Source organism: Telluria sp. ZB4P36, assembly GCF_059685865.1.
This window is the reverse complement of the sequence record NZ_JCASIE010000009.1, coordinates 139,007-156,685: the sequence shown is the minus strand read 5'-3', so window position 1 is coordinate 156,685 and position 17,679 is coordinate 139,007. Positions and strand designations below refer to the sequence as shown.

At 66.1% G+C, this 17,679-nt stretch carries 13 protein-coding genes; 4 read left to right on the top strand and 9 right to left on the bottom strand.

Annotation, left to right across the window (positions count from 1 at the left end; all coding sequences use genetic code 11):
• Positions 1-12 precede the first annotated feature (12 nt).
• The 7 genes from AC56LK_RS14115 to AC56LK_RS14085 all read right to left on the bottom strand — a co-directional run bounded on the left by AC56LK_RS14115 (position 13) and on the right by AC56LK_RS14085 (position 6,222).
• The gene (locus tag AC56LK_RS14115) at positions 13-1,188 is read right to left on the bottom strand and encodes a CpaE/TadZ family protein (RefSeq protein ID WP_497185124.1); all 1,176 of its coding nucleotides are present in this window, start codon (positions 1,186-1,188) and stop codon (positions 13-15) included.
• A 47-nt stretch (positions 1,189-1,235) separates the two neighbouring features.
• A complete protein-coding gene (locus AC56LK_RS14110) occupies positions 1,236-1,514 on the bottom strand; it encodes a hypothetical protein (RefSeq protein ID WP_497185123.1) in 279 nt (92 codons plus the stop codon).
• Positions 1,515-1,523: 9 nt separating this feature from the next.
• On the bottom strand, positions 1,524-3,086 hold the full coding sequence (locus AC56LK_RS14105) for a type II and III secretion system protein family protein (protein ID WP_497185122.1): 1,563 nt from the start codon (positions 3,084-3,086) through the stop codon (positions 1,524-1,526).
• A 24-nt stretch (positions 3,087-3,110) separates the two neighbouring features.
• On the bottom strand, positions 3,111-3,971 hold the full coding sequence (gene cpaB, locus AC56LK_RS14100) for a Flp pilus assembly protein CpaB (RefSeq protein ID WP_497185121.1): 861 nt from the start codon (positions 3,969-3,971) through the stop codon (positions 3,111-3,113).
• Entirely contained in the window at positions 3,968-5,347 is a 1,380-nt protein-coding gene (locus AC56LK_RS14095) for an ATP-binding protein (protein ID WP_497185120.1), read from the bottom strand. The genes cpaB and AC56LK_RS14095 overlap by 4 nt, the downstream gene beginning before the upstream one ends.
• A gap of 118 nt (positions 5,348-5,465) precedes the next feature.
• Entirely contained in the window at positions 5,466-5,981 is a 516-nt protein-coding gene (locus AC56LK_RS14090; protein ID WP_497185119.1) for an A24 family peptidase, read from the bottom strand.
• Positions 5,982-6,036: 55 nt separating this feature from the next.
• Complete coding sequence (locus AC56LK_RS14085; RefSeq protein ID WP_497185118.1) at positions 6,037-6,222, bottom strand: Flp family type IVb pilin; 186 nt, start codon at positions 6,220-6,222, stop codon at positions 6,037-6,039.
• A 376-nt stretch (positions 6,223-6,598) separates the two neighbouring features.
• Here AC56LK_RS14085 and AC56LK_RS14080 point away from each other — a divergent pair, with 376 nt between their 5' ends.
• Entirely contained in the window at positions 6,599-7,636 is a 1,038-nt protein-coding gene (locus AC56LK_RS14080) for a GGDEF domain-containing protein (RefSeq protein WP_497185117.1), read from the top strand.
• Here the strand turns inward: AC56LK_RS14080 and AC56LK_RS14075 are convergent.
• Entirely contained in the window at positions 7,633-8,241 is a 609-nt protein-coding gene (locus tag AC56LK_RS14075) for a 2-hydroxychromene-2-carboxylate isomerase (protein ID WP_497185116.1), read from the bottom strand. The two genes, AC56LK_RS14080 and AC56LK_RS14075, sit on opposite strands and share 4 nt — an antisense overlap.
• A 47-nt stretch (positions 8,242-8,288) precedes the next feature.
• Positions 8,289-9,509, bottom strand: coding sequence for an HD-GYP domain-containing protein (locus AC56LK_RS14070; protein WP_497185115.1), 1,221 nt, complete (start codon positions 9,507-9,509; stop codon positions 8,289-8,291).
• Positions 9,510-9,620: 111 nt separating this feature from the next.
• On the opposite strand from AC56LK_RS14070, the gene AC56LK_RS14065 reads away from it, so the two are divergent.
• The 3 genes from AC56LK_RS14065 (at position 9,621) to icmF (ending at position 17,672) form a co-directional block, all read left to right on the top strand.
• Entirely contained in the window at positions 9,621-10,556 is a 936-nt protein-coding gene (locus AC56LK_RS14065; RefSeq protein ID WP_497185114.1) for a LysR substrate-binding domain-containing protein, read from the top strand.
• Between the two features lie 152 nt (positions 10,557-10,708).
• Positions 10,709-14,266: an indolepyruvate ferredoxin oxidoreductase family protein gene (locus tag AC56LK_RS14060; protein ID WP_497185113.1), complete on the top strand. Its 3,558-nt coding sequence runs from the start codon at positions 10,709-10,711 to the stop codon at positions 14,264-14,266.
• A 118-nt stretch (positions 14,267-14,384) separates the two neighbouring features.
• Positions 14,385-17,672 (top strand): fused isobutyryl-CoA mutase/GTPase IcmF, encoded by a 3,288-nt coding sequence (gene icmF / locus AC56LK_RS14055; RefSeq protein WP_497185112.1) that lies wholly within the window; start codon positions 14,385-14,387, stop codon positions 17,670-17,672.
• Positions 17,673-17,679 lie beyond the last annotated feature (7 nt).

Genomic DNA, 17,679 nt, shown 5'->3' with positions numbered 1-17,679 from the left:
GTCTTCCGTGAATCAGTCGTCGGCTTCGCCGCGCCCGAACAGGCGGTCGAACAAGCCCCTGCTCTCCTGCACGCGGCGGGTCGTCACCAGTTCGACCATGTCGGCCAGGCTGCGCGCGGCGGCGCTCGAGCGCGACAGCTGCAGCACCGGTACGCCCTGATTGACCGAGTCGGTCACGGCCACGTAGTCGTTGGGGAAGGTATGCACGACTTCGCAGCCGAGCGCCGCATGCAGGTCCTGCAGACGCAGCTTGCCGCCCTTTTCGTAGCGGTTGACGATCAGCCGGATGTGATCCAGCACGTAGCCGAGCGAGCGGAAGATGTCGAGCAGGCGGCGCGCATCGCGGATGTCGGGCAGTGCCAGCTGCAGCACCGGATAGATGGTGTCGGTGACGTCCAGCGCGCGCAGCGACACCGCGTCGATCTGGCGGCCGACGTCGAGCAGCACGTAGTCGTAGTGCTGGCGCGCGACACGCAGGATGGTGTCGATGTGTTCCGGCTTCGCCTCCCTGGCATGGGCGGCATCGTCGGCTGCCGCCAGCACGCCGAAACCCGGCGTGACGTGTACTACGCAGGACTCGAGAAACGGCCCATCCACACGTGCGATCTGCGCGCAGACGTCGGACAGGGTCATGGTCGGCTTCTGGTCGGACACGTACAGCGCAGCGTCGCCGAACTGGCCATGCAGGTCGATCAGCAGCACCTTCTTGGCGGCCAGGGTGGCGAGCGCGTAGCCGAAATTGGTCGAGATGAAGGTGGCGCCGCTGCCGCCCTTGCAGGCGATGAAGGCGAGGATCTTCCCGTCGCGCAGGCCCGAGACCCCGGCGGCGGCCGATATGCGGTCCATCGACTCATGGAAGGCGCGGTGCACCAGCGGCAACTGCAGCACTTCGCGCACACCGGCACGCATGGCATGGATCAGGAGTTCCGGCTGCTGCTGGTCGGCCAGCAGCATCAGGTGGGCTTCGGGATACTGGCGGCTGAGGCGCTCGAGCAGGGCGGCCTCGGAAGGCTCGGTCTCGGTGGCATCGATGATGACCAGTTGGGGGCTGTCGGCTTCGGGCCGGTCGAGTGCCTCGCGCAGGCTGGCGCGGACGGCCCCGAGGTTCAGCGGCGGCACACGCGCGGCCCCCTGGGAGGCGATCTCCGCATAGAGCTGGCTGTCGCGGCTGATGAGTAGCGCTTTCATGGCGGGCCTCGTTGCTGGCACATCGTGTCAAAGTGGAAGGCAGGCGCTCATCGTGCGCCGCCGGTGGTGACGAAGATCGGGGCCGGGGCACTCTCCGGCTGTGCGAAGCTGCGCTGGTAGCGCTCGTGTGCGCCCTTGGCCGCGCGGCCATCCACCCCGATGGCGGGATTGCGGTTGGACGCCGCCGCCGGGTCGAGCACCTGGACTGCCAAATTGGCGCGCGTGGCGCTGCCGAATTGCCTGTCCCACTCCGGCGTGGTGTGCATGCAGCCCTGCAGGCAGGCGGCCATCAGCGCCGGCAGCAGGAAACGGGTCGTGGTCTTCACGGATGCCTCCTATTTGAGTTCGAAGCCGCCGGCGGTCTGCGCGGCGGGGGGCGCGGCCTGCGGCGTGGACGCGGCAGCAGTGGTCGTGGCCGGGGCATCGCCCTCGAGACGGCCGCCGATCAGTACCTCGCCGCGGGTCGGGATGCCCACCTTGTCGGTCGGCAGCGAGTAGCCGGCGCCCGCGATCGGCTTGACCAGCCGCGCGGTGATGATGAACACCAGTTCGGTACGGTCCTGCTGGTAGTCGGTGCTGCGGAACAGCGCGCCCAGGACCGGGACTTCGCCCAGCATCGGCAGGCCCTTCAGGTTGGCCACCAGGTTGTTCTTCACCAGGCCGCCGATGGCGAAACTCTGGCCGTCATGCAGCTGCACGGTGGTGCTGGCGCGGCGCGTGGTCACGACCGGCAGGATCGCGTTGCCGGTGAGACCGACCGCCGATATGCCGATCCCTTCGCGCGACAGCTCCGATACTTCCGGCGCCACCTTCAGGTTGATGCGCCCGCCCGACAGGACGGTCGGGGTGAAGCGCAGGCCCACGCCGAATTCCTTTTCCTCGAGCGTGACCTTGTTGTTGTCCTGGGCAACCGGGATGTAGAACTTGCCGCCGGCCAGGAAGGTGCCCTCCTGTCCGCTGATGGCCAGCACGTTCGGCTCGGCCAGTATGCGCACCAGGCCGTCCTGCTTGTCGGCTGCCCCGACCAGCCGGTTGCCGTTGTCCTTGTCGAAGCGCAGGCCGCTCTGTGCCTTACCAGTCAGGAAGTTCGACACCAGCCGGGTCGTCCAGCTGCCCGAACCGAAGCTGAACGCGGTGTCGGTCTCGAGCCGCTCGAGCAGGGTCTTCGACACCTCGGCGATCTTGACCTCGAGCTGCACTTGCTGGGGCGCGCTGACGTTGAGCAGGTTGACCACGCGCGTGGCGGCTGCCGCGATGCCGCCGCCGGCACCGGCGCTGTTAGCGCTGCCGTTGTTGGCCAGCGGGATGACGCCGTCGTGATCGTTGGCCTTGTCGGCGGACGGCAGCTGGCGCAGCGGGCGCCGCACGTAGGCAGTCGCCAGCTCGACCGCGCGGGTGATCGCGCCGGCATCGCTGACGGTGCCGGTCAGCACCAGCGAATCGGCGGCGGCCATCACCCGGATGTCCTTCTCTTCGGGCATCGCTGCGGCCAGGGTCGCCTGCAGAGCGGCAGGGTCCATCGAGACCACGATGTCGACCACGCTGCACAAGCCGCTTTTTCCCTGCACGATCATATTGGTGCTGCCGACGTCGACGCCGGCGATGTACAGCGTGTCCGGCGACACCAGCATCGCCTGCACGATCGCGGGATTGCCCACGCTGCGGTTGAGCACCCGCTCGGGCAGGCGCAGCATGGTGGACTTGCCCATGTTGAGCGACAGCGTGGCCGGGCGCGCGGCCTCGCCGCTGCAACCCATCGTGGGTTGGGAGCGCGTTTCCTGCGGTTTGGCGGGAGCGGGAGCGGCCGGCTTGGCAGCTGCGGGAGCCGCATTGGAGGGCACGGCGGCGGCCAGCGCCAGGCCAGCGGCGAACCGTGCAAGATTGAGGCGTCTGTTCATGGCATCCATCCCGGATCGGTGAGGTCAGAAGCATTCCTGTGAAGCGTGCAGGCCGTTGATGACCTTGACGCAATCACGCCGCGGCGCTGCTGCAGGGGGGACTCGGCGCGGCGCCTGCGCCTGCGGCCGGGGTGGGCGCACCGGCAGCGCCACCGTCCGCACCGGCGAGGCCGGCGCCGGCAGCAGGTTCTCCTTGGTGGCCCCAAGGGTCTCGGCCGGGGCCGGATCGACCTGGTTGCGCAGTGCCAGCGACAGGGTGCCGACGCTGCGCGCCAGGTCGAGCTTTTCGGCCTGCTCGGGCGTGACTTCGAGCGTGACGGCATTCACGACCTTCGGCTTGGTTTCGTCGCGGTTGACTTCCTGCGCCACCGCCAGCACCAGGATCCGTTCCAGCACGATCTTGGAAATGCTCCGCTCGCGCGGCCGTCCGTTCTGCGCTTCCTCCTCGGTCTCGGTGCTGACGATGATGTCGACGTAGTTACCCGGCAGGGCGAAGCCGGCCACGCCGATCACGTCGTTGACGCGGACCGTGATGGCGCGCTTGCCCTCGGTGATCAGGGCCGACAGGCCGCCCACGGTGCCGGCCGGCGCCAGCTTGGCCTCGCTCAGCGGCTCGCCCGCCAGGATGCTGGACTTGAGCACCCGTCCCCCGAGCTTCTGGGGGTCGTCGAACGCACCTTTCGGCACGCTGTGGGCCGGCCAGTCGACCAGCTTGAGCATCTCGGGCGCCAGCCGCTGGCCGATGCTGATGTCGGCCCCCGCCACCACGATGCGGCCGGCGCTCTTGGCCGGCTGGGTCAGCAGCCAGCGCGAGGCCAGCAGGACGGCCGCCAGGCCGAACAGGATCGCGAGCGCCATCACGATCACGGCACGCTTGTTTTTCATCGGGCATCTCCCAGGTTACCGGGTTCGAGCGCCGCGCAAGAACCGAACAGGCTGCTCCACGCCTGGACCACGCTGTTCACGTCGAGACGTGGCGTGTGGTCGGCGAACCCGGCGAAGTCGGCAATCCGGCCCAACAGCTCATGCGGCCAGGCAGCCAGCAACGGACGCCGGGTGCGGCGGTGCAGTTCGTTGATCAGGTAATCGATGGCGCCGTCGTCGGCCTCGATGCCGCGCAGCCGGCATTCACGCCACAGCAGCGCGCGGTAGCCCCCTTCGGAGAGCGGGCCCACCGGAATCCGGTAACCGACGCGGCGCATGCAGGATTCATCCAGCACCGCCTGTGGCGCCAGGCTCGTGACCAGCACCAGGGACACGTCGAACGGCAGGGCGTGGCTGGCCCCGCCCGCCACCGCGACGTGGTCGGCGCCGCTCTCGAGCGCGCCCAGCCAGCGGTGCAGCACTTCGGCAGCCGGCACCCGCTGGCGGCCGATGTCGTCGAGTACCAGCAGGCCGTTGTTGGCCAACAGGTGCGGCGGCGCGCGCAGCACGCCGCTGGCGGCGTCGATGCGCAGCTCCAGCATGTCGCGCGCCAGTTCGGCGCCCACATGTACCAGCGGACGCTGGCACAGTGCCCAGCGCGCGTCGCAGCTGCGCCGGTCTTCGAGGCCTCGCGGCTGCAGCGGCGCCGGATGCAGGCCAGGGTCGTAGATCTGCACGATCTCGTGGTTGACCAGCACCGCGTAGGGAATCGCCACGGGCTCCTGGCGCAGCCGTGCGAACTTGCGTGCCAGCGTCGTCTTGCCGCTGCCGGAGGGTCCATACAACATCAGCGGGCGGTTCGAATGCAGCGCCGCGCCGATCAGCTCACGCACCGCGGGTTCGATGCCATCCTCCGCCAACGTGGCTTCCAGCTCGGCGGGGGTGACGCGGGCGGCGTCGGGCTGGCGCAGCGACTGCTGTTCCACGACGCCGCGGTAAGCATCGAGCGTCACCGGCGCCGGCCCGGCGTAGCGCGATTCGGCCAGGTACTCGGCAGCGGCGCGTTGCCCGAAGGCGGTCAGCTGGTAATGCACGTCGATGTCGGAATCGCCGTGCCAGGCCACCTCGGCCAGCTGCTCCGCGATCAGCCCTTGCAGCACTTCGCGCACCACGCTGACCGACAGACGCAGGCGTCCGGTCAGCAGCGAGAGCGGCATCTTGCCGCCGGCGTGCATGATCTTGACCGTGAGTGCGGCGACCAGGCGCGCTTCGAGGCCGGTATCGCGCACCGTGCGTGGCTGGCGCGGCAGGATGGGGACAGGCTCTGCCTCGGGTCCACTGCCGGCTGCAGCTGCCGGCAGGCTGTCGCATGGCCTGGATGGTGAAAACACTTCCATAAGGAAACCTCCTGATGAGGTGCGGATATTTCTTACATTTGTTAAATTGATTCTAACCATCGCTCCCGTCCCCCCGTTTGACCTCCGGCAAGGGAAGCGGGAACCGCGAAACCGGGGCTCAACGGCTCATCAGGAAGTAGATCGTGCCGGCGGCGATCGCCACGCCGTAGGGCATCGAACCGACGCTTGGCTGCGCCTCAGTCGGCGCGACGGGAAGCCGCAAGGCAATCCGCCGCACGAGGCTCCAGAAGTTGACCAGCGCCAGCCGCAGGCGCCCCCGGAAGATGATGATGGCCAGGGCCATGACGCCGCCGGCGCACCAGGCGAGGACTGCAATGTGCAAGGCGGCCAGCGGGCCGGTGAACGCGCCGACCGTGGCCATCATCTTCACGTCGCCGGCGGCCATGCCGCGGATGATGTAAAGAGGAAGAAAAATCAGGAGTCCGGCGGCGGCACCGCCGAAACAGGCCAGCAGGGCCTTGGCGGGCTCCGGTGACAGGGAGTGAAGGGCCAATGCGGCCACGAAGCCTGACAGCAGCAACAGATTCGGGATGCGCCGGCTCGCGAGGTCGTTGATCGCAGCGGCGGCTACCAGGAGCAACAGCAGTGTGTCGAGATAGGGTGCGACAAGCATGGTCGGCTCACCAAAAAAAGCCCCCGGTGCCGGATGGCACCGGGGGCGTCAGCGATTACCCGGCGGCGACACCCAGCTCAGTGCCGATATTCTCGAACAGCGTGCTGAGGTTTTCGCCAAGTTGGTCGGCCGCTACCGCAATCCCGAGGCCGACCAGTGCAGCGATCAGCCCGTACTCGATGGCCGTCACACCGTCTTCATCGGCAACGAAGGCTTTGATGGCGGAGGTAATGGTGCTCATGATGAACTCCTTGTAGTGGTTGATAGGACTTCTACTACGGGTCTTACTGACAGACGGGGCCCCGTCTTGTGCTGCTTTCGACTGCGTCTGTCAGTGGGTTCACTGTACCGAATAGTGCCGCGCGGCAAGTTGATGTCGGGCAAGTTTTCCATGTGGAAATGCCGGGGCGCTGTTCCATTTGCGTCTGCACAAACGCGCCGGGCCGGACGCTTAGCGTATTTGCATCAAAACGATAATTATTGTTAAGAATAGTTGCCTACTATACAAAAACGCATTATGCTGTCCCTCTTGCCCGCTTAAAAAAGCGGCAGCTATGCGATCAACCCGGCCGCGCTCATTGCCTGATTCAGTTCTCTCTGTTTCTGAAAAAACCGACATGGATTCCCTCCTGCGACACATGGTGGACATGACTGGCCATCGCGATCACACGATGCTCGACATCTCCGTGATTTCAGCGGTACAGGAACTGGCGGGGGCGCTGCAGACCCGGGTCTTGAACATCGCGACGGTTTGCGGCCAGAAATTCGTCCGTCCGCGCGCCTGCATCCGCGCCGGCGGCGTGGCCTGTCCGGTAGAGATGCACGACGGCGCCAGCCCGGGCGAGCCGATCGCACTCTTTCCGGAACTGGCGCACTGCCTCGAACACCACGATTCGCGCGCCGAAGGCATGGGAAGCGACGGCCTGCGCCGCCTGTGGCTGCCGATCTGGTTCGGAGACAAGGCCGATACCTGCCTCGAGATCACGCACGAGCATGCGTTCACCGCCGAGTCGATCCACACCATCAGCGGGATCGTCAGTGTGTACCGCAACTTCCAGAACCTGCTCGACTACAGCGAGCGCGACTCGCTCACCGGTCTCCTGAACCGCAAGACCTTCGACGACCAGCTGGCGCGCATGCTGCACTGCGCGGAAGCCGAGCCGCTGGTGCCGGGCCAGCCCGAACGGCGCCACCACGGCGCCGAGGAAAAGCAGTGGCTGGCCGTGGTCGACGTCGACCATTTCAAGAGCGTGAACGACCGCTTCGGCCACCTGTACGGCGACGAAGTGCTGATCCTGATCGCCAACCTGCTGCAGTCCTCGTTCCGTTCGCAGGACCGGGTGTTCCGCTTCGGCGGTGAAGAGTTCGTGGTGCTGCTGCGCTCGACCACGCTGGAGAATGCGCGCAAGATCATCGACCGTTTCCGCACCAACGTCGAGGCGCACGTGTTCCCGCAGGTGGGACGGGTCACGGTGAGCGTCGGCTTCACCAGCATCAGCGCCGCCGATTCGCCGGTGGTCACGCTGGGCCATGCGGACCAGGCCCTGTACTTCGCCAAGGCCAACGGCCGTAACCGCGCCTGCCATTACGAGGAACTGGTCGCGAACGGCCTGCTGCAGACCATCGCCACCAACGACACCGCCGAATTCTTCTAACTCGCGGGGGCAACCCGCTGCGCGAACTCCAGCGCGTCTTCCAGGCGGTCGTCGCCCCAGAACATCTCGCCCTGCACGATGAAGGTGGGCGCGCCGAAGATGCCTAGTTGGCGCGCAGCGGCGGTCTGCGCACGCAGCGCTTCCTTCGCATCCTGGTGTCCGGCGGCCTGCACCACCGCGGCGGGATCGGCAACCAGGCCGTCGAGGGCAGCCAGCACCACGCCGGCCTCGTCGATCTCGCGGTCGTGCACCCAGTTCTCGCGCATGATGCGGCGGCAGAATTCCCCGATCCACGGCTGCCCGCTGCCCAGCAGCGCCACGCGCAGCGGCAGCACCGCCCGGCGCGGAAAATTCGTCGGCCGCGTGAAGGCCAGCCCATACTTCGCGCTGCGGCGCGCCATGTCGCGCCAGACGTATTCGCCTTTCTCTTTCTGCTCGGCGAAGGGCGAGCTTTGCCAGCCGAGTTCGCGGAAGATAGGCCCGAGCAGGAAGGGCTTCCAGTGCAAGGGCACCCCCGCGCTGCCGGCCAGGGCCTCGATGCGCATCACGGAGAGATAGCTGTAGTTGCTGCCGAACTCGAACCAGAATTCGATGGGTGCCGCCATGTCTTCCTCCCGCTTCGTGGAAATGGCTATTGTCGCAGCATTGAATCTCAGGCGATGTTCATGAACTGCATCGGGTTGACGTTCCACTTCTCGGCCGGCTCGTGGCGCAGGATCTTGTCGCCGCCGCCGAAGCCGAGCGGCTTGGACAGGTCGAGGGTCTGCGGCTTGATATAGCCGGGCGTCTTGGTGCTGAAGAACACGTTGACCTTCGGCGTGAGCAGGCTGGTTTCGTGCGGCTCGATCACCACGCCCAGACGCCCCGATTCGAGCAGCACCAGGGTGCCGACCGGGTAGATGCCGACGCAGCGCATGAACTCCTGGGCCAGCGTCGGGCTGAAGTGGAACTTGCTCCACTCGTAGATCTTGCGCAGCGCTTCGGCTGCCGGCATGCCCTTGTGGTAGCAGCGGTCCGAGGTAATCGCGTCGTAGACGTCGACGATCGCCGCCATCTGCGCCAGTTCGCTGATGCGCGCTTCGTCCTGCTTGTCCGGATAGCCGCTGCCGTCGCGTCGTTCGTGATGGTGCAGCGTGATGTCGAGCGGGATCGGGCCGATCTCCGGCGTCTTGACCAGGATGTCGTAGCCGTCGCGCGGATGGCGCTTGATGATGTCGAATTCCTCGTCGCTCAGGCGGCCCTGCTTGTTCAGGATGGCGTCCGGCACCAGCGCCTTGCCGGTGTCGTGCAGCAGGCCGCCCAGGCCGGCCTGGTAGATCGTGTCATCGTCCATCTTGCGCGAACGGCAGAACGCGACCAGCAGCGCGCACACGCTGACCGAATGCAGGAAGGTGTAGTCGTCCTTGTTCTTGATGCGCAGGAGGCCCAGCAGGGCGCCGGAATTGCGCAGGATCGATTCGGTCACGCTCTCGACCACCGGCCCCACCTTGTCCAGCTCGACCGCCTTGCCGAGGCGGGCATCGGCCATCACGGTGCGCACCAGGCCGGCGGCCTGCTTGCGGATCTGGGCGGCGCGCTGCAATTCCTCGCCCAGCGACACGCGGGTGACGATCAAGGGCTTGGCCGCGATCGCCGTGACTTCCGCTTCGGTCGCGGCTTCGGCCTGGGCCAGGGTCGGCGCATCGTCCACGTCCATCCCCTTGCTGCAATCGATGACGACGCCGCGGATCTTCGCGTTGCGGATCTTGTAGACCTCGTCCTCGGTCGTGAGCAGGAAACGGTTGCGCACGAAGGGATGTTCCATCCAGCCGCAATCGAGGTCATGGATAAACATCCCGACCTTCAACTGTGATGCATCCACCTTTTTCAACATGTCGTGTCTCTGCTCTGTGATAATGACGGGCGCCCCTCGGCTACCATGCAGTATAGCAAGATTGTTACATACAATCATCGATTGTTGCTGTTAAGACACACCCTTCAAAAGATGGAATTTCGTCAACTCCGGTATTTTGTCGCCATCGTCGACCACGGCTCGCTGTCGCGCGCCGCCCTGGTCCTGCACGTCGCGCAGCCGGCCTTGACCCAGCAGCTGCGCCAGCTCGAGGAAGAACTCGGCGCGCAACTGCTGCACCGCTCGGCGCACGGGGTAGTGAGCACCGATGCGGGCAAGATCTTCTACGAGCATGCCCAGGCGATCCTCAAGCAGGTGGCCGATGCGCGTTCGGCCGTGGTCCAGTCCACCACCCGGCCCTCGGGCAGCGTGTCGCTCGGCCTGCCCCACAGTATTTCGGGCGCACTGGCGCTGCCACTGCTGCGCGCCGCGCGGGCCAGGTATCCCGAAATCACGCTCCAGCTGACCGAGGAGATTTCGGGCAGCCTCACCGAGCAGCTGAAGTCGGGCCGCCTGAACCTGGCGGTGCTGTTCGACGAAGTCCCGGCCGGACACTTCACCGCCACCGCCCTGGTCGAGGAAGACCTGATGTTCATCTGCCGCGCCGGTTCGGCGTTCGCGCCGGCGGCAGCGACGCTGACCCTGAAGGAAGCGCTGGCCAGCACCCTGATCCTGCCGGCGCGCCAACACGGCGTGCGGCCGCTGGTCGAGCAGGTGGCGCAAGGCGCGGGCCTGGCGCTCGGTCCCGTCCTCGAGATTAACTCCCTCGCGATCCTGCGCTCGGCCCTGCTGGCCGATCTCGGCGCCACCCTGCTGCCGGTGGCGCCCCTGCTGGCCGACATCGAGCGTGGCGCGATGGCGGCCTGGCCGGTCGGCGAGCCGGCGGTGACGCGCCATGTGACGCTGTGTGCGTCGCGGAATATCCCGCTGACGAATGCGGCGGCGGCGATCGGGAAGCTGGTGCGCGAAGTGACCGAAGACCTGTGCGCGCGCGGCGCCTGGCCGGGTGCGCGCCTGAGCGCGGGTTGAGCATATAACGGTCATCATTTTTTCTTATACCCCCATCCGCATTCCCTATTGGCCCTGGCTGGCCTAAGTCCCTACACTCCACGCGGTCAAAAAGCGCCTCTGCCTACCCGGCGGCCGGCGCCACAGCACCGAACCACACAATGGAGACCCGCATGCCAGATACCGTCACGCCACAGGCCGTGGCGCCGGACGTTTCGTCCCGCCTTCACACCGTTACCTTGGACGACAAATACACCGCCAAGTCCGGCAACATCTTCCTGTCCGGTATCCAGGCCCTCGTGCGCCTGCCGATGATGCAGCGCGAGCGCGACGCCGCCGCCGGCCTGAACACCGCCGGCTTCGTGTCCGGCTACCGCGGCTCGCCCCTCGGCGGCCTCGATGAGACTCTGTGGAAGGCCAAGGGCCACCTGGAAGCGAACAAGATCCAGTTCGTGCCGGGCGTGAACGAAGACCTGGCCGCGACCGCGGTCTGGGGCACCCAGACCGTCGACCTGATCGGACCCGCCAAGTACGATGGCGTGTTTGCCATGTGGTACGGCAAGGGCCCGGGCGTGGACCGCTGCGGCGACGTCTTCAAGCACATGAACCATGCCGGCACCGCGCAGCATGGCGGCGTGCTGCTGGTGGCCGGCGACGACCACGGCGCCTATTCCTCGACCCTGCCGCACCAGTCCGACCACATCTTCTCGGCCTGCATGATCCCGGTGCTCTACCCCTGCAACGTGCAGGAATACCTGGACCTGGGCGTGCATGGCTGGGCCATGTCGCGCTACTCGGGCTGCGCGGTCGCCTTCAAGGCGCTGGCCGACACGGTCGAATCGAGCGCATCGGTCGACGCCAATCCCTTCCGCGTCGAGGTGAAGTATCCGAAGGACTTCACGATGCCCGAAGGCGGCCTGAATACCAGGTTGTCCTCGGTTCCGCTGGGCCAGCAGGCGCGCGCCCAGGAAGCGCTGATGCAGGACTATAAGATCTACGCGGCGCTGGCCTACGCCCGCGAGAACAAGCTGAATCGCACAACCATCGACAGCCCGGACGCGAAACTCGGCATCATCGCCTCGGGCAAGTCCTACCTCGACGTGCTGGAAGCGCTGGAAGAACTGGGCATCGACGAAGCCATGGCCGCCAAGGTCGGCCTGCGCCTGTACAAGGTCGCGATGATCTGGCCGCTGGAACCGGAAGGCGTGCGCGAATTCGCGCAAGGCCTGGAAGAGATCCTGGTGGTCGAAGAGAAGCGCCAGGTCGTCGAGTACCAGCTCAAGGAACAGCTGTACAACTGGCGCGACGACGTGCGCCCCCACATCGTCGGCAAGTTCGACGACAAGGGCGAATGGGTCGCGCCGCGCGGCGACTGGCTGCTGCCGCCGAAGGCCGACTTCTCGGTGGCGCAGGTCGCCCGCGTGATCGCCGGCCGCATCGCGCGCCTCGTCACCGATGAAGCCACCTGCGACCTGATCAAGGCGCGCCTGTCCTTCCTCGAAGCCAAGGACGCGGTGCTGCAGAAGGCGATCACCACGCCCTTCCGCCCGGCCTTCTATTGCTCCGGCTGTCCGCACAACACCTCGACCAAGGTGCCGGACGGTTCCTTCGCGCTGGCCGGCATCGGCTGCCACGTGATGGCGACCTCGATCTACCCGGAGATGAACAAGCTGACCACCCACATGGGCGGCGAAGGCACGCCCTGGATCGGCCAGGCCGCGTTCTCGCAGGTGCCGCACGTGTTCCAGAACCTGGGCGACGGCACCTACTTCCACTCGGGCTACCTGGCGATCCGCGCCGCGGTGGCGGCCAAGGTCAATATCACCTACAAGATCCTGTACAACGACGCGGTCGCGATGACCGGCGGCCAGCCGGTCGACGGCCAGACCTCGGTGCCGATGATCGCGCAGCAGATGGCGGCCGAAGGCGTCAAGCGCATCGCGCTCGTCACCGAAGACCTGTCGCGCTACGCGGATCGCTCCAAGCTGCCGGAGATGGTCACCCTGCACGACCGCAAGCACATGGACGACGTCCAGCGCGAGCTGCGCGAGCTGCCGGGCGTGACCGTCATCATCTATGACCAGACCTGCGCCGCCGAGAAGCGCCGCCGCCGGAAAAAAGGCGAGTTCCACGATCCGAACCAGCGCATGGTGATCAACGAAGCCGTGTGCGAAGGCTGCGGCGACTGCGGCATCCAGTCGAACTGCGTCTCGATCCTGCCGAAGGAAACGGAATTCGGCCGCAAGCGCCAGATCGACCAGTCCTCGTGCAACAAGGACTATTCCTGCGCCAAGGGCTTCTGCCCGAGCTTCGTCACCGTCGAAGGCGGCACGCTCAAGAAGAGCAAGGCCGGCGTGTCGAAGAACGGCGCCGACGATGGCTGGGGTTCGCTCCCTGAGCCGGTCCTGCCGAGCGTCGAGCATCCGTACAACATCCTGATCAACGGCATCGGCGGCACCGGTGTCATCACCGTCGGCGCGCTGATGGGCATGGCCGCCCACCTCGAGGGCAAGGGCGCATCGGTGCTGGACATGACCGGCATGAGCCAGAAGAACGGCTCGGTGACCTCGCACGTGAAGATCGCCGCCACCCCGGACCGCCTGCGGGCACAGCGCATCGCCACCGGCGAAGCGGACCTGATCCTGGGCTGCGACATCCTGACCACCGGCGCCGCCGATGCGGTATCCAAAATGCGTCCGGGCCGCACCCTGGCCATCGTCAACCTGCACGAGCAGCCGACCGGCAGCTTCGCCCAGCAGCGCGACTGGGAATTTCCGCTAGGTGACGTGCGTGCGCTGATCCTGGAAGCCGTGGGTGGCGAGTCGGGCGCCGATTTCGTCGACGCGACCAAACTCGCGACCGCGCTGATGGGCGACTCGATCGCGACCAACCTGTTCCTGATGGGTTATGCCTGGCAAAAGGGCCGCATCCCGCTGTCGGAAGCCGCCCTGCTGCGCGCGATCGAGCTGAATGGCGTGGCGGTAGCCTCGAACAAGATGAGCTTCCTGTGGGGCCGCCGCGCCGCCGTGGACTTCAAGCGCGTCGAGAAGCAGGCCACGCCGACCCAATCCATCGTGGTGCAGATGCCGCAGAGCCTGGAGACCGTCATCAAGAAGCGCGTCGAGTTCCTGACCGGTTACCAGAACGCCGCCTATGCGGGCGTGTACGAAGACCTGGTGGCGCGCGTGCGCGCGGCCGAGTCGGCGCAAGGACTGGGCAACAAGCTGTCCCTGGCGGTCGCCAAGTACTACTGCAAGCTGATGGCCTACAAGGACGAGTATGAAGTGGCGCGCCTGTACACCGACGGCCGCTTCGTCGAGCAGCTCAAGACCCAGTTCGAAGGTGACTTCAGCCTGAAGTTCAACCTGGCCCCGCCGCTGTTCGCGAAGAAGGACGCCAAGGGCCACATGGTCAAGGCGCAGTACGGCTCCTGGATGTTCGGCGCCTTCAAGCTGCTGGCGAAAATGAAAGGCCTGCGCGGCGGCGCCTTCGACATCTTCGGCCACACGGCGGAGCGCAAGATGGAGCGTGCCCTCATCGCCGAGTACCGCGAACTGGTCGAAGGCCTGATCGCCAGGCTGGACGCGGCCAACCATGCGGATGCCGTCGAACTGGCCTCGCTGCCGGAACAGATCCGCGGTTTCGGCCACGTGAAGGAAAAAGCCGTGGCCGAGTTCCGTGCACGCAAGGCTGAGCTGTTGTCCGGCAACGTCAAGCGCCGCGCCGCGTAATGATCCCGAGGGGGCGGCAATGCCGCTCCCTTCCGCGTGCCCGGCTTGACGTTAACGTTAACGTCATATACCGTACCAGGATACCCCTGTCCTCCCGAACTGCCAAGGACCCAATCCAATGAACGACATCACCACCGCCGCGAAACTCGACCTGCCGGAGCAGCCGAAGCTGGCCAACAAGGTGCGCTTCGTCACCGCCGCTTCCCTGTTCGACGGCCATGACGCCTCGATCAACATCATGCGCCGCATCCTGCAGTCGAACGGCGCCGAAGTGATCCACCTCGGCCACAACCGCTCGGTCGACGAAGTCGTCACCGCGGCCCTGGCCGAAGACGTGCAAGGCATCGCCATCTCGAGCTACCAGGGCGGCCACGTCGAATATTTCAAGTACATGATCGACCTGCTGCGCCAGCGCGGCGGCGCCCACATCAAGGTGTTCGGCGGCGGCGGCGGCGTGATCGTCCCGGGCGAGATCGAGGAGCTGCACGCCTACGGCGTCACCCGCATCTTCAGCCCGGAAGACGGCCAGCGCATGGGCCTGGTCGGCATGATCCGCTCGATGCTGGAAAGCTGCGACGTCGATCTGTCCTCCTACGCGCCGACCTCGATCGAGGCGCTGCAGCAAGGCGACATCGCCGCACGCCACCGCCCACTGGCTCAGCTGATCACCGCGCTGGAAAGCGGCAAGGCCGACGCGTCGCTGCGCAAGCAGATCGTCGACACCGCCGAGACGCTGAAGGTGCCGACCCTGGGCATCACCGGCACCGGCGGCGCCGGCAAGTCCTCGCTGACCGATGAACTGATCCGCCGCATCCGCCTCGACCAGGGCGACCGCCTCAACATCGCCGTCATCTCGATCGACCCGTCGCGCCGCAAGTCGGGCGGCGCCCTGCTGGGCGACCGCATCCGCATGAATGCAATCAACCCATGGAATGACCAGGCGCGCGTCTTCATGCGCTCGCTCGCCACCCGTGAAGCCGGTTCGGAAATCTCGCAGGCGCTGCCGGACGTGATCGCCGCCTGCAAGGTGGCCGGCTTCGACCTGGTGATCGTCGAAACCTCGGGCATCGGCCAGGGCGACGCCGCCATCGTGCCGCACGTCGACACCTCGATGTACGTGATGACCCCGGAATTCGGCGCCGCCTCGCAGCTCGAGAAGATCGACATGCTCGACTTCGCCGACTTCATCGCGATTAACAAATTCGACCGCAAGGGCGCGCAGGATGCCCTGCGCGACGTCGCCAAGCAGTACCAGCGCAACCGCGAACTGTGGAGCAGGCAGCCCGACGAAATGCCGGTCTACGGCACCCAGGCTTCGCGCTTTAACGACGACGGCGTCACCGCCCTGTACCACGGCCTGCTGCCGAAGCTGGCCGAGCTGGGCCTGCAGGTCGAGCCGAGCAAGCTGACTGCGCCTTCGCAGAAGTACTCGAGCGGCAAGAACGTGATCGTGCCGCCGGCCCGTGCGCGTTACCTCGCCGAGATCGCCGACACCGTGCGCGGCTACCACCGCAACGTAAAAAAGCAGGTGCAACTGGCGCGCGAGCGCCAGCAGCTGAGCGAGACCAAGCGCATGCTGGCCGCCGCCAACCGTGACGTGGTCCTCGATGACCTGATCACGGAACGCGAGAACGCCATGGAAGGCGGCGCCCGAAAGCTGCTGGCCATGTGGCCGGACATGCAGGCCGCCTACGCGGGCGACGATTACGTCGTCAAGATCCGCGACAAGGAAATCCGTACCCGCCTGGTGCAGAAGACCCTGTCGGGCAACCCGATCCGCAAGGTGGCCCTGCCGAAATTCGAAGACCACGGCGAGGTCCTGCGCTTCCTGATGCTGGAAAACGTACCGGGCTCCTTCCCCTACACGGCCGGCGTGTTCGCCTTCAAGCGCGAAGGCGAAGACCCGACCCGCATGTTCGCGGGCGAAGGCGACGCCTTCCGCACGAACAAACGCTTCAAGCTGGTGTCGACCGGCATGGACGCGAAACGCCTGTCCACCGCGTTCGACTCGGTGACCTTGTACGGCGCCGACCCGGCGCTGCGTCCCGACATCTACGGCAAAGTCGGCAACTCGGGCGTGTCGATCGCGACCCTGGACGACATGAAGGTGCTGTACGACGGCTTCGACCTGTGCAGCCCGTCGACCTCGGTCTCGATGACCATCAACGGCCCGGCCCCGACCATCCTGGCGATGTTCATGAACACCGCCATCGACCAGCAGATCGACAAGTTCGTGGCCGATAACCATCGCCAGCCGACCGACGACGAAGCCCAGAAGATCAAGGACTGGGTCCTGATGAACGTGCGCGGCACCGTGCAGGCCGACATCCTGAAGGAAGACCAGGGCCAGAACACCTGCATCTTCTCGACCGAGTTCTCGCTGAAGGTGATGGGCGACATCCAGGAATACTTCGTGCACCATCAGGTGCGCAATTTCTACTCGGTGTCGATCTCGGGCTACCACATCGCCGAAGCCGGCGCGAACCCGATCTCGCAGCTGGCCTTCACGCTGTCGAACGGCTTCACCTTCGTCGAAGCCTACCTGGCACGCGGCATGCACATCGACGACTTCGCCCCGAACCTGTCGTTCTTCTTCTCGAACGGCATGGATCCGGAATACACGGTGCTGGGCCGCGTGGCGCGCCGCATCTGGGCGGTGGCGATGCGCGACAAGTACGGCGCCAACGAGCGTTCGCAGAAGCTGAAGTACCACATCCAGACCTCGGGCCGCTCGCTGCACGCGCAGGAGATCGACTTCAACGATATCCGTACCACGCTGCAGGCGCTGATCGCGATCTACGACAACTGCAACTCGCTGCACACCAACGCCTACGACGAAGCGATCACCACGCCGACCGACGAATCGGTCCGCCGCGCACTGGCGATCCAGCTGATCATCAACCGCGAATGGGGCCTGGCGAAGAACGAGAATCCGAACCAGGGTTCCTTCATCATGGACGAGCTGACCGACCTGGTCGAAGAGCAGGTAATGCAGGAGTTCGAGCGCATCGCCGAGCGCGGCGGCGTGCTGGGCGCGATGGAAACCGGCTACCAGCGCGGCAAGATCCAGGAAGAGTCGATGCTGTACGAGCACAAGAAGCACGACGGCTCGCTGCCGATCATCGGCGTGAACACCTTCCGCAACCCGAACGGCGCCGGCGCACCGGCGACGATCGAGCTTGCGCGTTCGACCGACGACGAGAAGCAGTCGCAGCTGACCCGCCTGGAAGCCTTCCATGCGCGTAACGCGGACAAGGCGCCCGCCGCCCTGGCAGCACTGCAGCAGGCCGCGATCGACAACGAGAACGTGTTCGCCAGGTTGATGGACGCGGTGCGCGTCTGCTCGCTGGGCCAGATCACGACCGCGCTGTTCGAGGTCGGCGGGCAGTACCGCCGCAATATGTAAGTCCTTG

Excerpts from the sequence above, each read along its gene's own strand:
- AC56LK_RS14115 (WP_497185124.1), bottom strand. The coding sequence starts at position 1,188 with ATGAAAGCGCTACTCATCAGCCGCGACAGCCAGCTCTATGCGGAGATC.
- AC56LK_RS14105 (WP_497185122.1), bottom strand. The coding sequence starts at position 3,086 with ATGAACAGACGCCTCAATCTTGCACGGTTCGCCGCTGGCCTGGCGCTG.
- cpaB (WP_497185121.1), bottom strand. The coding sequence starts at position 3,971 with ATGAAAAACAAGCGTGCCGTGATCGTGATGGCGCTCGCGATCCTGTTC.
- AC56LK_RS14095 (WP_497185120.1), bottom strand. The coding sequence starts at position 5,347 with ATGGAAGTGTTTTCACCATCCAGGCCATGCGACAGCCTGCCGGCAGCT.
- AC56LK_RS14090 (WP_497185119.1), bottom strand. The coding sequence starts at position 5,981 with ATGCTTGTCGCACCCTATCTCGACACACTGCTGTTGCTCCTGGTAGCC.
- AC56LK_RS14085 (WP_497185118.1), bottom strand. The coding sequence starts at position 6,222 with ATGAGCACCATTACCTCCGCCATCAAAGCCTTCGTTGCCGATGAAGAC.
- AC56LK_RS14080 (WP_497185117.1), top strand. The coding sequence starts at position 6,599 with ATGGATTCCCTCCTGCGACACATGGTGGACATGACTGGCCATCGCGAT.
- AC56LK_RS14075 (WP_497185116.1), bottom strand. The coding sequence starts at position 8,241 with ATGGCGGCACCCATCGAATTCTGGTTCGAGTTCGGCAGCAACTACAGC.
- AC56LK_RS14070 (WP_497185115.1), bottom strand. The coding sequence starts at position 9,509 with ATGTTGAAAAAGGTGGATGCATCACAGTTGAAGGTCGGGATGTTTATC.
- AC56LK_RS14065 (WP_497185114.1), top strand. The coding sequence starts at position 9,621 with ATGGAATTTCGTCAACTCCGGTATTTTGTCGCCATCGTCGACCACGGC.
- AC56LK_RS14060 (WP_497185113.1), top strand. The coding sequence starts at position 10,709 with ATGCCAGATACCGTCACGCCACAGGCCGTGGCGCCGGACGTTTCGTCC.
- icmF (WP_497185112.1), top strand. The coding sequence starts at position 14,385 with ATGAACGACATCACCACCGCCGCGAAACTCGACCTGCCGGAGCAGCCG.